The 15,645-nt window shown below is 48.0% G+C and carries 18 protein-coding genes and 1 pseudogene; 18 read left to right on the top strand and 1 reads right to left on the bottom strand.

Annotation, left to right across the window (positions count from 1 at the left end; all coding sequences use genetic code 11):
- Positions 1-41 precede the first annotated feature (41 nt).
- A complete protein-coding gene (gene rph, locus FEK50_RS00620) occupies positions 42-758 on the bottom strand; it encodes a ribonuclease PH (protein ID WP_130206735.1) in 717 nt (238 codons plus the stop codon).
- 126 nt (positions 759-884) lie between these two features.
- On the opposite strand from rph, the gene FEK50_RS00615 reads away from it, so the two are divergent.
- The 18 genes and pseudogenes from FEK50_RS00615 (at position 885) to FEK50_RS00545 (ending at position 15,635) form a co-directional block, all read left to right on the top strand.
- Entirely contained in the window at positions 885-1,748 is an 864-nt protein-coding gene (locus FEK50_RS00615) for a YicC/YloC family endoribonuclease (protein ID WP_131161538.1), read from the top strand.
- Positions 1,749-1,936: 188 nt separating this feature from the next.
- Positions 1,937-3,190: a site-specific integrase gene (locus FEK50_RS00610; protein WP_028120363.1), complete on the top strand. Its 1,254-nt coding sequence runs from the start codon at positions 1,937-1,939 to the stop codon at positions 3,188-3,190.
- Between the two features lie 18 nt (positions 3,191-3,208).
- Positions 3,209-4,159, top strand: a complete 951-nt coding sequence (locus FEK50_RS00605) for a hypothetical protein (RefSeq protein WP_021563527.1) — start codon at positions 3,209-3,211, stop codon at positions 4,157-4,159.
- A gap of 106 nt (positions 4,160-4,265) precedes the next feature.
- Complete coding sequence (locus FEK50_RS00600; protein ID WP_001090781.1) at positions 4,266-4,469, top strand: AlpA family phage regulatory protein; 204 nt, start codon at positions 4,266-4,268, stop codon at positions 4,467-4,469.
- Positions 4,469-4,900 carry a hypothetical protein gene (locus tag FEK50_RS00595; RefSeq protein WP_053900211.1) on the top strand — a complete coding sequence of 144 codons (432 nt, stop codon included), beginning with the start codon at positions 4,469-4,471 and terminating at the stop codon, positions 4,898-4,900. Before FEK50_RS00600 ends, FEK50_RS00595 begins: the two co-directional genes overlap by 1 nt.
- Before the next feature lie 12 nt (positions 4,901-4,912).
- On the top strand, positions 4,913-5,746 hold the full coding sequence (locus FEK50_RS00590) for an antA/AntB antirepressor family protein (RefSeq protein WP_131161537.1): 834 nt from the start codon (positions 4,913-4,915) through the stop codon (positions 5,744-5,746).
- Entirely contained in the window at positions 5,739-5,918 is a 180-nt protein-coding gene (locus FEK50_RS00585; protein ID WP_000042978.1) for a DUF4222 domain-containing protein, read from the top strand. Before FEK50_RS00590 ends, FEK50_RS00585 begins: the two co-directional genes overlap by 8 nt.
- Positions 5,915-6,550: pseudogene (locus FEK50_RS24775) on the top strand (ash family protein); the annotation flags it as partial. The gene FEK50_RS00585 and the pseudogene FEK50_RS24775, both read left to right, overlap by 4 nt.
- Positions 6,551-6,552: 2 nt before the next feature.
- Positions 6,553-6,771: a host cell division inhibitor Icd-like protein gene (locus FEK50_RS24365; protein ID WP_306464756.1), complete on the top strand. Its 219-nt coding sequence runs from the start codon at positions 6,553-6,555 to the stop codon at positions 6,769-6,771.
- A gap of 203 nt (positions 6,772-6,974) precedes the next feature.
- Entirely contained in the window at positions 6,975-7,169 is a 195-nt protein-coding gene (locus FEK50_RS00575; protein WP_001065738.1) for a hypothetical protein, read from the top strand.
- A complete protein-coding gene (locus tag FEK50_RS00570) occupies positions 7,166-7,429 on the top strand; it encodes a hypothetical protein (RefSeq protein ID WP_001024675.1) in 264 nt (87 codons plus the stop codon). The genes FEK50_RS00575 and FEK50_RS00570 overlap by 4 nt, the downstream gene beginning before the upstream one ends.
- Positions 7,426-7,647: a hypothetical protein gene (locus FEK50_RS00565; protein WP_000181940.1), complete on the top strand. Its 222-nt coding sequence runs from the start codon at positions 7,426-7,428 to the stop codon at positions 7,645-7,647. The genes FEK50_RS00570 and FEK50_RS00565 overlap by 4 nt, the downstream gene beginning before the upstream one ends.
- Positions 7,640-8,242, top strand: coding sequence for a hypothetical protein (locus FEK50_RS00560; protein ID WP_131161535.1), 603 nt, complete (start codon positions 7,640-7,642; stop codon positions 8,240-8,242). Before FEK50_RS00565 ends, FEK50_RS00560 begins: the two co-directional genes overlap by 8 nt.
- Positions 8,243-8,254: 12 nt before the next feature.
- Positions 8,255-11,011 carry a TOPRIM and DUF927 domain-containing protein gene (locus FEK50_RS00555; RefSeq protein WP_131161534.1) on the top strand — a complete coding sequence of 919 codons (2,757 nt, stop codon included), beginning with the start codon at positions 8,255-8,257 and terminating at the stop codon, positions 11,009-11,011.
- Between the two features lie 233 nt (positions 11,012-11,244).
- Positions 11,245-11,703, top strand: a complete 459-nt coding sequence (locus FEK50_RS24135; RefSeq protein WP_165488986.1) for a hypothetical protein — start codon at positions 11,245-11,247, stop codon at positions 11,701-11,703.
- 182 nt (positions 11,704-11,885) lie between these two features.
- Entirely contained in the window at positions 11,886-12,059 is a 174-nt protein-coding gene (locus FEK50_RS24130) for a hypothetical protein (protein WP_001018522.1), read from the top strand.
- Between the two features lie 4 nt (positions 12,060-12,063).
- The gene (locus FEK50_RS00550; RefSeq protein WP_131161533.1) at positions 12,064-13,530 is read left to right on the top strand and encodes a phage DNA ejection protein; all 1,467 of its coding nucleotides are present in this window, start codon (positions 12,064-12,066) and stop codon (positions 13,528-13,530) included.
- The gene (locus FEK50_RS00545) at positions 13,530-15,635 is read left to right on the top strand and encodes a hypothetical protein (RefSeq protein WP_025693498.1); all 2,106 of its coding nucleotides are present in this window, start codon (positions 13,530-13,532) and stop codon (positions 15,633-15,635) included. Before FEK50_RS00550 ends, FEK50_RS00545 begins: the two co-directional genes overlap by 1 nt.
- Positions 15,636-15,645 lie beyond the last annotated feature (10 nt).

Below are 15,645 nucleotides of genomic sequence, written 5' to 3'. Positions count from 1 at the left end.
CTACAGACAAAAAAAAGGCGACTCATCTGTCGCCTTAAAAATCAGTTTTCCAGCGCCGCCTTCTGCGTCGCTACAATGGATTCGATTCCCCCTCGAGCCAAGGCCAACAAGGTGAGTAGCTCTTCGTGGGTGAACGGTTCACCTTCTGCCGTTCCCTGCACTTCAATGATGCGCCCGTCTTCGGTCATCACCACGTTCATGTCCGTTTCAGCCGCTGAGTCTTCAACGTATTCCAGATCGCAAATCGCTTCGCCGTTAACAATACCGACAGAAACCGCGGCTACCATCCCTTTCATTGGATTGGTTTTCAGCTTGCCATTTTCAACCAGTTTATTCAGGGCATCGGCTAGTGCAACACAAGCACCGGTGATAGAAGCAGTGCGGGTGCCGCCATCGGCCTGAAGTACGTCGCAATCCAGCGTAATAGTAAACTCACCGAGGGCTTTCAAATCTACTGCGGCGCGCAATGCACGAGCGATCAGACGCTGGATTTCCATCGTGCGGCCGCCCTGCTTACCTTTCGCCGCTTCACGGGCATTACGGGTATGAGTAGAACGCGGCAGCATACCGTATTCTGCGGTGATCCAGCCCTGGCCCTGACCTTTCAGGAAGCGCGGCACGCCTTCTTCAATAGAGGCGGTACACAACACTTTGGTATCGCCAAATTCGACCAGCACCGAGCCTTCTGCATGTTTTGTATAGTTACGAGTCAGGGTAACGGGACGCACCTGATTATTGCTACGGCCTGCTGGACGCATATTGAAATCTCCGGCTTGAAACAAATGTGGCTGCGCATTATACGGACTTCCGGCGGTTATTCCTATCCTGACAAGGCATCGATGGCTATAATCCTTCCACCTCTCCTTTTATAAACAGGAACGTCTATGATCCGCAGTATGACCGCCTACGCCCGGCGTGAAATCAAGGGTGAATGGGGGAGCGCAACCTGGGAAATGCGCTCGGTAAACCAGCGTTATCTGGAAACTTACTTTCGTCTGCCGGAGCAGTTCCGTAGCCTTGAACCTGTCGTTCGCGAGCGTATTCGTTCTCGCCTGACGCGCGGTAAAGTGGAATGTACCCTGCGCTATGAGCCAGATGTCAGCGCGCAAGGTGAGCTGATCCTCAACGAAAAACTGGCTAAACAGCTGGTAAATGCTGCGAACTGGGTAAAAATGCAGAGCGACGAAGGGGAAATCAACCCGGTTGATATTCTGCGCTGGCCGGGCGTGATGGCAGCTCAGGAGCAGGATCTCGACGCCATTGCAGCTGAAATTCTTGCGGCGTTGGATGGCACCCTGGACGACTTTATCATCGCGCGTGAAACCGAAGGTCAGGCGCTGAAAGCATTGATCGAGCAGCGTCTGGAAGGCGTCACCGCCGAAGTGGTCAAAGTCCGCGCCCATATGCCGGAAATCCTGCAATGGCAGCGTGAGCGTCTGGTAGCGAAGCTGGAAGACGCCCAGGTGCAACTGGAAAACAACCGTCTGGAGCAGGAGTTGGTTCTGCTGGCACAACGAATTGACGTTGCCGAAGAGCTGGACCGCCTCGAAGCGCATGTTAAAGAGACGTACAACATTCTGAAGAAAAAAGAAGCGGTTGGCCGTCGTCTGGACTTTATGATGCAGGAGTTCAACCGCGAGTCGAACACTCTTGCGTCGAAATCTATCAATGCCGAAGTGACAAACTCCGCCATCGAGCTGAAAGTGTTGATCGAGCAAATGCGCGAGCAGATTCAGAATATCGAATAAGCTATCAGTAAAAATCACCAAGCAGCAAAAAACCACAAAGCCCGTGAAATGTCGGGCTTTTTTGTTATCATGAGCTATCATAACGACGCAACAAAGCGCACAATGTGCGTGTACATAGAGGTGTACATAATGACTTTCATGTACATTGCTTTATGTACACACCCATATTCGATATTCAGGTATTCGCAATGCCAAAACTCACAGATATGCAGATCCGCGCATGGATAAAGGCGGGAGACAGATTTGATGGCAAGGCAGACGGCAACGGCCTTTATATTTGCTACCCTAAAAACTACACAGTCCCGTTCTGGCGATTCCGCTATAAGCTCGCAGGAAAGCAGCGGGCTATGGTTATAGGCTCTTACTCCGAACTGTCACTATCAAAAGCCAGAGAAACAGCAAAAGAGCTGTCAGCCAGAGTTGCTCTTGGCTATGACGTAGCAGCAGAGAAACAGGAACGAAAAGCTGAAGCATTGGCAAAAATGGAGGCTGAGAAAAACGCCATGCGCGTTTCTGATCTGGCCTCCGAATACTTTGAGCGCCAGATACTTCCGAGATGGAAACATCCCGATATCCTTCGCCGGAGAATTGATAAGGATATTAACCCCTGCATTGGGCATATGAAGGTAGAGGACGTTAAGCCACGCCATATTGACGACATGCTGAAAGGTATCGTTGACCGAGGAGCACCAACGATAGCAACAGATGTATTACGCTGGACACGCCGTATCTTTGACTATGGGATAAAACGCCATGCTCTGGAGATAAACCCTTGTTCAGCGTTTGAAGTATCTGATGCTGGTGGTAAAGAGGTTTCCCGTGACCGTTGGCTAACTCGCGATGAGCTTATCAGGCTATTCGAGGCTATGCGCACCGCAAAAGGATTCAGCCGCCAGAACGAACTGACATTTAAGCTATTGCTGGCACTGTGCGTTCGTAAGATGGAGTTATGCGCCGCACGATGGGAAGAGTTTGATTTAGATGGTGCGGTATGGCATTTGCCGGAAGAACGCAGCAAAAACGGAGACCCTATTGATATACCTCTACCTTCTCCAGCTGTTGAATGGTTGAGAGAGCTACACACCTTTTCATGCAATAGCGCATGGGTGCTTCCAGCCAGGAAAATGCAAAACAGAATGATCCCACATATTCAGGAAAGCACTTTACCCGTAGCACTGGCTAAGGTTCGCGCCGAAATGCCGGATGTGCCTAATTTCACGATTCACGACTTCCGACGCACCGCACGTACTCATTTAGCAGCGTTGGGTGTTGATCCTGTCGTGGCGGAACGATGCCTCAATCATCGCATTAAGGGCGTAGAGGGGATTTATAACCGCCATCAGTATTTTGATGAGCGTAAAGCAGCACTGGCACAGTGGGCTGATCTGCTGGTGGCACTGGAAAGCGGAAAAGACTACAACGTGACACCAATTAGAGCATGATGGGAGGAGAGATTCATAATGAAATTACCTGCGCATAAATATTATTCTTTGGATAAAGCAGCCAAACTGGCCGGATGTGAAGTATCCGATTTAATACACTATGCAGCAATTGGGGTTTTAGAAATATGCACAAAGATTCCACCTATTGAATTGTTTTACCATTACCCAAAAGATGAAAATGCCGAGCCAGAATTACTTAAAGTTGAAACAGATAGCTTTTTCGATATAGATGAGAAAGTGGCAAATGAGAACTACCTTCTTGGACTGAGCGATAATATAGATGATCCTGAATCATATGGATTATCATCCCTTGATGACAAAAATGACGATAACCACCTGTATTTTATTAGATTTTCATACAAATCAGAGCATTTTTCAGTTATAGAGCGATACAATGTCGGAAAGGATAAAAGAGAGATAGAAAGATGGTGCGGTCTATTAGCAATTCCTCCTGCATTCATAGATAACGATGAGCGAGAGCTATCAGAATGGGATGATTGGGAGATTTCAGTATGCGAATTGACGCCGCCAAGATGTGACGATTTTTATAAATCGCCGGATTATGAAATCGGAACTTTTTATATTGACGGATGGTATGAAGTAAGCCGGAACAAAATGTATATAACTGATTATGAATTCAATCTCCTTATCAATGGAGGAAGATATATTTATGATAAACCCATGCACAAGCCTTCTGCAAACAAGTTATCCAATGATATAAACACGTTGAAAGTCAATAAACGTGCCGAACGACACGCTGTCAATAGGGAGAAACTATTAAAATCTGCAATTTATATACTTAGTAAGTATCCAGATGAATGCAGAGGAGAAAGGAAAGAAATAAGCCCGGAAAAGTGGCGTGACTGCCTTGTTCGGCATTTAGGCGAAGTTCCACCACTTATGATAACTAATGAAGATGTAATTCTTAAACATCTACGAGCTGCGGCAAATGGCAAAGTAGATAGTTAACTTACTATAGAGGTACTGCAAAAATACAGTACCTTTTCATTGTATATCTATACAGTTAGTTTTCTCGTAACGAAGCAACAACTATCGTTAAGAGGTTACGGGAAGCATGAACACTGACACTATTCCTACAAAAGGTTATATCAGACGCTTCCGCCTGGCTGAATTGCTGGGCGTTAGTGTATCCACCATCGACCGTAAAGTAAGAAACGGTTCACTACCACGTCCTGTAAAGCTGGGAGAAAAAATAACTGCGTTTGATGCGGTTGAGATTCACAACTGGCTGGCAGAACGCCGCGGGAAGGTGGCCTGATGGAAAAGAAAAACCGCCCATTACAGGCGGCTAATTCAGATATTCGCGTATCTGATGTTACGCCCCTGACAAAATCCCTTCAAGCACCAAAGCGCACACCGAAAAAGCATCGCGCCCGAGTCTATATGCTGCGTACTGGTATAGAGGGATGGACAGAAAACGACATTCTTCGCTACTGCCGTCTGTCTTCTGGTCGTAACTATGCAACAGAGTTAGAACGCCAGCTTGGGATCACTCTGGAGCGTATCGACGAAAAGAATCCTGATGGTATCGGAGCACACCTTCGCTACCGTTTCTCCTGCCGTGGTGATGTTCTGAAAGTGATCACTCATGTTAACCATCTTGCGAACATAAATGATCACAACGGACTTTCTCAGCAGGAAATTGCCGACATTCTGAAACTCTACCCGGACGCGTTTAACGCCGCCTAACGGAGACTGAAAATGAACATCGAAAAAAGCAGATTAATTTCTGAGGCCGCCCCTCATCCGAACGCCTCTCTGGGCACAATTAACGGTAATGAATTTGCCGCAATTGTCCCGGTTATTCCTGGTCATATCGGTGGGCGTGAAACCAATATTGTTAGCGCAAAAGCGTTACACAAAGCGTTGGGCGTGGGAAAAGACTTCTCTACATGGATCACTGATCGCATCTCTGAATATGACTTCACCATTGGGCACGATTACTCAGTCCATAAAACTATTTCCCCAAATTTGGGGAAAATCCCGAATGGCGCGGCTTACAGCAAGATTAAGCAGTCTGGCAGACCCGGCAAAGACTATCTGTTAAGTGTCGGAATGGCGAAAGAACTGGCAATGATCGAACGCAATGATCAGGGGCGCGCTATCCGCCGTTATTTCATCCAGTGCGAGGAAGAATTACAGCGTAGCGTGCCTGAAATCGCCGCCCGCTATCGTCGCCAGCTAAAAGCCCGTCTCAGTGCCGCAAACAACTTTAAGCCAATGTGCGATGCGCTGAATATGGCCCGTGCCGAGATGGGTAAAACGACGCAGCAACACCACTACACAAACGAGAGCAATATGATTTCTCGTATCGTTCTTGGTGGGCTAACTGCTAAGCAGTGGGCGCGGATAAATGGCTATTCTGGCGAACCTCGCGACCATATGAACGCAGAACAGCTTGAGCACCTCTCATATCTCGAAAGCACCAATATCACGTTAATTGATATGGGCATGGAATATGAGCAGCGCAAAGGAGAACTCACCCGCCTGTCGCAACGCTGGCTCGCCAAGCGTCTGGAGGCGCTCAATGTCTAAGCCAACAGGAACACCACAACCACAAAAACGCTACAAAGATGCCCACGGAGCACTCGTTACTGTCGAAAGCGTGTCTCACAACCGAGTGACGTTTTATCGCGACGGGTATCAATCGCCATGCGTACAACCGCTGGCGCGTTTCATGAAGGAGTTCGCGGAGGTTAACCAATGATACCCGTCCAGAAGAAGACATTTTCACTGGCTGGCATGTCGCCAAAATCCAGAAATATGACGGCAAAGTCAGGCATTAATACAGCAGATACAAGCAAAGTTTATCATTTGCTGGTGGTCGGAACGGATGCCTTAACCATACCAGAAATCTCGGGCGATGATATTAGCATTGAGAAGGTCAGCGGCTGCGCCAGAAAATTTCTGGTCGTAGATGATGTCTTCCGCTCGTGTAGTGACTCCACAAAAACATTCGTCCACGCGCGTGACGTTAACGAAATGAGCGCGATGTACTGTGCTTCTGGTTCTTCCAATAGTGAGTTTTCGGAGTCCATAAAAAAGAGCTTGCCGTTATGCGGCAACACGGTTTATGGTTATAAGGCACCTCATAAAACGGGTGCCGGGATTGGCGTCCTGGTAAATCGAATGGCGACATATGACGCGCCGAGCGTCTTTTTTTATGTCGTAGGTCTGACTCACCCATTTTTTGGGCGTTGGTGTATAATCCAGCGCCTTTGTCAATCAATGGTGGCTCAGGCAGGGGCTTCTTCGGAAGCGCCGGTATCCATTCGAGCCGGTTACGCCAACCCTGTCTGGGCTACCACCAGCGAAATTGGCGTTTCCGGTGGTAGCGTTACATGCTATCGAATGGAGGCTGCCACATGCTGGCTACTACCCCTACCCAAAAACCGCAATTTATCTGGATTATCGCCGCAGTTCGCCGCGATTGCCCGACAATTACCGCCAAAATTCATCATATTGCTGCCGAGTCTGAACGCGATGCTCGCCGTTCTCTGGTGCGCGATCACATCTGCTTTTTTGCTGGTCGTATCCGCATGGAGGTGGCACATGATTAAAACCTACGATGTGCATATGGATCCCCTCGAACGCACAAGCCAGATCATCACACTGACAGAAGTGATTAACGACATTCTGGTGAGCAACTCTCCCTCACGAGACGAAAGACTGAAGGCGTTACTCGCGATATTGGACCTCGCCGTTCGCGACGTTCATTTCCTGCTGGAAGGTGGCGAAATGCCAGGAAAAACGGGGGCAACCAATGAATAACTCAATTAATACCCCTCGCCTTACGTCCGCACTTCAATTAATCGAGCAAGCAGCGGCTGTCCTGGTTGCTGTCAGTCTTTCGGCTGAAGAAATGGACGCTGCTGATGTCGTGGATGCGATTAAAGCGTGCTCATCTTTGGTTAACGATGCCCGTGCAGAGCTGGTAATTCTTGGGGGTGAAAAATGAATATCAACTTAATTTATCGTCATCCGTGTGAGCTGGAAATTGAATCATTGCTGGGGCGTGAAGAGCCATATCCAGACACATTCACTCCCGCAGATTGCGCGACTGAACGGCTTACCAGAGCGCGCACAGGTCTGGTTCATGTGATGAATGAGATTGTTCCCTCGGTGGGAGGGGAACAGGCGACAGTAATCAATAGCTGGCTACAAAAAGTTACCTCCCTGATAGATATCGGTTTAATCGATGTGGAGAGTGCGAAATGACCAACATCCAGCTCATTGAAGCGCAATGTCGCATCGAACAGGTTCAGACTGTTTTAGGGTTCTGGCTTGAAGGGGCCAGCCCCAGCAACAGAGACAAGTTAATGATTGGCGCGGTTATGTCACTGCTCAATGGCGTACCAGAAGCTATTCAGGAAGCGGACGAATTGTTGGGCAAATATGAGTTACAGAATCATTCAGGCGAGGCGAAACATGAATAATTTCTTAACCTTCCATGCAGAAGCAACGCCTGACGGCGTAAACATCATGCACCGCAGCAACGATGGCATGACAGAACGCGTTGAGACCGTCTCATATATTGATGCCGTAAATCGTCTGGATGCCGGGGATTATGACGATAAACCAGATGAAGGCATGTTTATACATCTCGCTATTGCCAGTGGCGGCAACCAGGGATATTTCGATTACACATCACAGCATCACGTGATTATGTGGCGCTGGCTGATAGCAACAGCATTCATCAATGAAATGAGAAAGGAAAACGGCACCGTCAGCATTATTGATGACAGTGGCAATCATTCCGTGGTTTCTGTTTATTCCAATGGCATCATCGCCATGCCGCTGTATCCAGTAGCAGAGCGCCTCGCTATGGCAAACAACATTGAGGGCGCAATGATCGAGAAATATGGTGTTGATGTCGGAACAAAGAATGCCATCATTTTTTACAGCAACATGTTCGATGTCGAACAGGGAACACTCACTTCGTTTGGGCGAGAAGTGCTTGCCGATCTTCACAACAGCTTTATTGCCGAACTAAACGAAAACGGCATCCCAGAAGCACCAGTGACGCACTAAACGGGGGCCAGAATGCGAAACATTGATCTTATCCGTCAGGTTATCAGTGCGTCTGAAAACAACTGGCCTCATGTGCTGGGCTGCCTGAACATAAATGTCCCTGACTCTCCGCGCCGTCATGCTCCCTGCCCTGCATGTGGGGGCAAAGATAGATTCCGGTTCGATGACAACGGGCGCGGTAGCTTCATCTGTAATCAGTGCGGCGCTGGTGATGGGCTGGATTTAATTAAACGCGTAAATAACTGCGACACAACAGAGGCGGCGCTTCTTGCCGCTGATGTTCTGGGTATTGATTACCGGACAACGGAAACACCAGAAGCCACCAGCCAGAAACGGGAACAACTGGAAACCGAGCGCCAGCGACGCGAACAGGAGCGCCTGAAAAGGGCAGAGAAGGACGAACAACAAAGACGGGATACGTTTTCCCGTCAGTTTGATGACATGCGCAGAAAGGCTGTAAACGGCAAATCTGATTATCTGGTTGCGAAAGGGGTAGGTGATTTTACATTCCCCGTGTTGCCAGATGGATCTCTGTTGCTGGCGCTGGTGGATAAATCCGGCGCAGTCACAGCAGCACAGACTATTACCTCACATGGTGAAAAAAGACTCCTGACAAGTTCAGCAAAGCGGGGGGCATATCACGCCATAAACGCACCAGAAACAACACAGAGCATCTTAATCGCAGAAGGGCTGGCAACGGCATTATCTGCCCATTTAATGCGTCCAGAGGCGCTGACAGTGGCGGCGATTGATGCCGGGAACCTGTTATATGTCGCCCAGGTACTGCGGGATAAATTTCCTTCAGCACAAATCATCATTGCTGCGGATAACGACCACAGCGAAGGAAGACAAAACACGGGGAGAATAGCAGCAGAAAAAGCAGCTTTATCTGTTTCTGGATGGGTGGCATTACCCCCGACAGATCACAAAGCAGACTGGAATGATTACCACCAAAAACACGGCATTAAATGCGCCACAGAAGCGTTCAATAAGTCAATGTACCAACCACAGGGTAATGGCGTGAAACAGGAGCCACAGACCATTGAGGGAAGCGATTTTAAGGTTATGGATACCGACCCACTGAAACCAAGAATAGAAAGCCGCGAGGATGGTATTTATTGGGTATCTCCGAGAGCTGACAGCCAGAGTGGAGAAATCATCAATAACGAAAGCTGGTTATGTTCTCCGTTAAGCGTTATCGGTACTGGCAGAGACGATAAAGACCAGTATCTCATTCTTCGCTGGCTGTCGTTTGGTTCTGAAACGCCGACAACCGCTGCCATTCCACTGGCTGATATTGGTGAACGTGAAGGATGGCGCACACTTAAAGCTGGTGGGGTAAATGTCACGACCAAAAGCAGCCTCAGAGCAATACTGGCAGACTGGCTACAACGCAGTGGCTCTCGTGAATTGTGGCGTGTTGCTCATGCCACTGGCTGGCAATGCGGAGCGTACATCATGCCTGATGGGGAAATCATCGGAACACCTGAAAATCCTGTGCTGTTCAGCGGGAGAAGCTCAGCCGCAGCCGGATATACCGTCTCAGGGAGCGCGAAAAGCTGGCGTGATAACGTGGCGCGTCTGGCCTTTGGTAACTATTCAATGATGACCGGGATCGGCGCAGCACTGGCAGCGCCATTGATTGGGCTGGTGGGCGCTGACGGGTTCGGCATTCATTTCTATGAGCAGTCGAGCGCGGGTAAGACCACCACGGCAAACGTGGCGAGCAGCTTATACGGCAACCCTGATTTACTGCGGCTGACGTGGTACGGAACCGCGCTGGGGCTGGCAAATGAGGCCGCCGCCCACAATGACGGATTAATGCCGCTTGATGAAGTTGGTCAGGGCGCTGATCCTGTCAGCGTTTCACAGTCTGCCTATGCGTTATTTAACGGTGTAGGGAAACTGCAAGGCGCTAAAGATGGTGGAAACCGGGATCTAAAACGCTGGCGTACAGTGGCAATCAGCACCGGAGAAATGGATTTAGAAACATTTATCGCTACTTCCGGGCGAAAAACCAAAGCCGGGCAACTGGTGCGACTGCTGAATATTCCGTTGAGTAAAGCAGTACGCTTTCACGATTATCAGAACGGAAAACAGCATGCAGACGCACTGAAAGACGCTTACCAGCATCACCATGGCGCAGCCGGGCGTGAGTGGATTAAATGGCTGGCAGACCACCAGCAACAGGCTATTAAAACTGTTCGTGATTGCGAAAGCAGATGGAGAAGCCTGATCCCATCCGATTATGGTGAGCAGGTTCACCGTGTAGCCGCGCGATTTGCCATTCTGGAGGCCGCATTGTTGTTAGGCGAGGTTGTAACAGGCTGGGATGCTCAGACATGCCGTGATGCGATACAGCACAGCTATAACGCATGGTTGCGCGAGTTCGGCACAGGTAACAAAGAGCATCAGCAGATTATTGAACAAACGGAGGCATTTCTTAATGCCTATGGGCTTAGCCGTTTTGCACCATTTCCATACAGCCCGGCAGATTTGCCCATCAAAGATTTAGCCGGATACCGTCAGCGTGGAGAACATGACGAAAGTCCAATGATTTTCTACACATTCCCGGCCACATTTGAAAAGGAGATCGCATGTGGTTTCAACGCAAAACAGTTTGCTGAAGTGTTGAAAAAAGCCGGGATGCTAACCCCACCAAACAGCGGTCGTGGATACCAAAGAAAATCACCACGTATTCAGGGACGACAAATAAACGTTTATGTACTCAATTACCAGCCAGGAGATTACAACTCATCTGAAGAATGAGCTTCTTCATGTGCGTAGAAAAGGCGTTGGTTCAGTTGGTTCAGTTGGTTCAATTTGTAAAGAGTATTGTTTTATAAGGATTTTATTCTTTTTATTGAACCAACACTGAACCAACAACACAGCATTTTGAACCAACACAATGTGACTGAATTGATGTGCACAATACCTGGCTGGCATTAGAGAGTGTTTTACGAAATCTGAACACCACATCAACTGGTTTCAGTGGGAGATTGATGATGAAGATAATCGCAAAGGCTTTTCATCATGTATTTGGCAAAGTATCCGATTTGCCATCTGTAATACCGATGAACAACAGAAGGGAGACGCTGCTTGATGTGGTTGTGTTCCCATACATAGACCTTTCTGAACCAATGAAAGCAACTCTTTTCAGAAAGTATCTTGGCGACTTTAAACGCCGTTTTACAGGCGTTAACGGGATGGTTGATATCTGCTCCATCAGAGATATTGTTGAACTTGCAGGGATTAATTTGTGGGGAGAAGCGGCAGCAGCATACAAATGGCTTGAACGCCTGCACTGTGTTTCATTCAGTGACATGAGTGCTGATATCGCTTTAATGGTTCCTCACAAAATCAATATGGTCTTTGCTGGTGGCAATTACACTTATCCATGGAACCAGGAACAAAGAGAGAACAGGAAAGCTCACGCCATGAAGAGTAATGCGACTCCATAAATATAGTTTTTAGAGTCCATAAAAAACTGTCAAAACCTGACATACAGAACGATGCCACCAGCTACTGAACGGTGGCATTTTTTTGTGCTATTTGTTTCATATTTTGCAATCACAATGATGAATATTGCGTTTTATGAAACTATAATGACTGTTGTTTTATACAGTTCTAAGGGGGGAGCGTTATGGCTATTTCAGTAAAGCCAGTATTGATAAGTGAGAAGCAAATGGAAGCGATAAAGAAAATTCAGGAGGAGCAGCGTAAAAAATCAGAGGTAGGAGTTGCGCCAACGATCCACGAAATTGCTCGGGGATTAATGGATAAGGCGCTGGCTTACACTTTAACTGGACGTGGGTAAATTTATGGCTACGTGGCAACAGGGTATTAATTCTGGTGGGTTTCTTGCTGGCATCGGTACGCAAAATGAGAATGCGCCAAAGGCAAGCGACATTAACGCAACGCTTGGTCTGATCCGCGAAAACAATGAACTGGCTCGATCAGGTGCAAATAACGTTGCTCTGACAGGTCTTCGTGGTCTGGCTGGAGTTGCTGATATTTATAAGCAGCAGCAACAGCAGGAACGTAAAGCGGCATTCCAGAAAGGTTATGCGGATGCTTATGCGTCCGGCGACAGGGAGCAGATGCGTAATCTTATTACAGCATTCCCCGAAGAGTTTGAGGAAGTCCGTAAAGGCATGGGGTATGTCGATGACGCCCAGCGTGATGATTATGGCAATCTGGCGCTTAAAGCACAGGTAGCCTCATCGCTTGGTCCGGGCGCATTTGGCAGGTTCATGATGGATAACGAAAAGGAGATGCGTCGTTTAGGTATACCTCCAGAAACTATTGCTGAAATGCAGGTTAATGACCCGCAGGGCTTCCAGCACTTCGCAGGTAATCTGGCGCTATTTTCTCTCGGTCATGAGAAGTATTTCGATATCAAAGGCCAAATGGAAGGTCGGGATATTGAGCGTGGCAAGTTGGCAGAGACAATCCGCAGCAATCAGGCTGGCGAAGCACTTCAGGCGAGAGGGCAGGATATTAGCCGAGCAAATGCGTTAACGTCAGCATATGCCCCAACAGCAGCAATGCAGAATTACAATCAGTACGCTCAAATGTTAAAGGCGGATCCAGAGGGGGCGGCGGCATTTGCGGCAGCGGCTGGAATTAATACAAACGCCAAAAAATTAATGAGTGTTAGAGAAAACGATGATGGCACTGTCACAAAATACTACACAGACGGAAGTGAAGAGCAGGGAAAACTAAACCAGCCAATATCTGGAGATGGGTTTCGTCCAATAGCTTTGCCAACAGCCCAAAAGATCATGGAAAAGTCGCCAGAAGGGGCTAAAAAAGCTGCTGGATTTGCATACAGAGTTAGGGATGCTCTTGATTCAATGGATACACTGAAAGGCCAGCTTAGCCCACAGCGAGTGGCGATCATTAATAATGCTTTGGGTAATGGGACGCTGGCTAACTTAACGCTCAGCCCAACAGAGCAGCAATACGTTGTTAATGCTAATGACGCAATAATGGCAATACTCCGTCAGGAAACAGGGGCAGCTATCGTACCTGCTGAAATGTCAAAATATTATCAAATGTATTTCCCTCAGCCTGGCGACTCCACAAAAACCATTGATACCAAGCGCCGGAAGATGGAAAACCAGTTCAATTCGCTGAAAGCTGCTTCTGGTCGAGCTTATGATGCTTTGCGGGTTATTTCAGCAGTTGACAGAGGAACTTCTTCTTCGTCGCAGACATTGCCGCAATCTGAGCAGGTATCACAGCCAGCAGCCAGCAGTAATTTTTCTTCACTATGGGGTGATTAATGGCTAAAGCATGGAAAGATGTTATCGCCTCTCCACAGTATCAGGCGTTAGCACCAGAACAAAAAGCGCAGGCTCAGGAGCAATACTTCAATGAAGTCGTGGCCCCGCAAGCCGGAGAAAGTGTAGAGCAGGCTAAGCAGGCTTTTTATGCTGCCTATCCACTACCATCAACGAATGAAATAGACCGATCCCAATCAGCAACTCAAAATATTCAACATACATCATCTGATAATTCTCTTGCGTCAGGGTATGCAAAGTTAGCTACTCAGCAAAGAGAGGGGCTTGAGCGTTCAGCAGAACAGGGAGCCAGTCTTGGGGCTGCTATGCGCGATGCTATAACAGGCGAAAGCCGAATGACTCCAGAGATGGAGAGACTGCAAAATGTCGACCTTGCCCCAGAGTTAACCTCACTCAGCATGGATGCTCTAAAAGCTCGATGGTCTCAACTTTTCGGCTCTGACGCATCTCAGGAAAAGATTCTTCAGAGCATGGGAGCGAAATTAAGGCAGGATGAGAAGGGTAACACTATCGTTTCCCTGCCATCCGGTGATTATGCTCTGAACAAGCCGGGTTTATCGCCGCAAGACGTGGCATCGTTTCTGGCTAATGCGCTGGCGTTTACACCAGCGGGCAGGGCTGGAACGGTGCTTGGTGCCATAGGAAAATCAGCAGCTACAGATTTAGCACTACAGGGAGCCACCAGCCTTGCTGGTGGAGAAGATATTGATCCGTTACAAACGGTAATTTCTGCTGGCATTGGTGGTATTGGTAAGGGGCTGGAAAATACAGCGAGTGCGGTTTCGAGGGCTGTTCGTGGTGATATGTCGCCTGAAGCAAAGGCTGCTGTCAACTTTGCATCGGAAAGAAATCTGCCGTTAATGACCAGTGACATGCTGAAAGATAAAACCTTTATGCAGAGTCAGGCTCAGACATTAGGCGAAAGAGTTCCTTTTTTTGGAACCGGTAAGAATCGGCTGAATCAACAACAAGCACGAGAAAATTTAGTCAGAACATTTAGCGATGGTCTGGGTGGCATTTCTGATAAACAGCTTTATGAATCTGCGACTAAAGGGCAACAAAAATTCATTGAGGCAGCAGGAAAGCGATATAACCGCATAATTGACGCTATGGGGGATACCCCTGTCGATCTCTCAAACACGGTAAAAGCTATCGACAATCAGATTGCCGTGTTAAGCCGCCCGGGCAAATCTCAGGATAGAGCCGCGGTAAAAGTCTTGCAGCAATTTAAAGACGATATCACCAGCGGACCAAATGACCTGCGTCTGGCGAGGGAAAACAGAACCGATCTTCGAAAGCGATTTATGGCGTCATCTGACACTGTTGATAAAGATACGCTCCAGAAAGCCAGCGATATTATTTACAAGGCATATACGGCGGATATGAAAAAAGCCGTAGCCAAAAATCTTGGAGCAGACGAAGCCATTAATATGGCAAGGGTTGATCGCTCATGGTCTAAATTCAATGACATGATGGGAAGAACGCGCGTTCAAAAGGCAATAGCCAGCGGCAAGGCCACGCCTGAGGATGTAACAAAACTCGTTTTTAGCCAAAGCCCATCAGAACGTTCTCAGCTTTACAGGCTTCTGGATGACAATGGTAGGCAAAACGCACGAGCAGCCATAGTTCAGAATGCTGTAGATAAGGCGACTGATCCGTCTGGAAATATCAGTGTTGAGAAGTTTATTAATGCGTTACACCGGAACAGGAAGCAATCAGCAACTTTCTTTAAAGGCGTACATGGAAAGGAATTGGACGGCGTTATTAAATACCTCAACGATACAAGACACGCGGCAAAAGCGAACGTTCAAAACTTAAATGGTCAGCAGCTTTATGGATTGTTAGTTGGTGGTGGCATCATAAACGCAGCAGTATTAGCGGGGATGCTAAAAACGGCTGCGTTTGTTGTTCCTGCTGCTGGTGCCGTAGGCGGAGCAGCGAAGGCATACGAAAGCCCTGTTATACGAAATGCCTTGTTACGTCTGGCAAATACGCCAAAAGGTAGCACAGCATATGACAGAGCGATCAGTACGGTCACACAATCACTGACCACAGCAGCACAAGCATCGCAAAAGGAAGCTCAATAACAGATGACCA

The sequence above is a fragment of the Escherichia sp. E2586 genome, from assembly GCF_005781105.1.
GTDB lineage: Bacteria > Pseudomonadota > Gammaproteobacteria > Enterobacterales > Enterobacteriaceae > Escherichia.
Note: the sequence above shows the minus strand (reverse complement) of the source record. Positions and strands in the feature narration are given on the sequence as shown.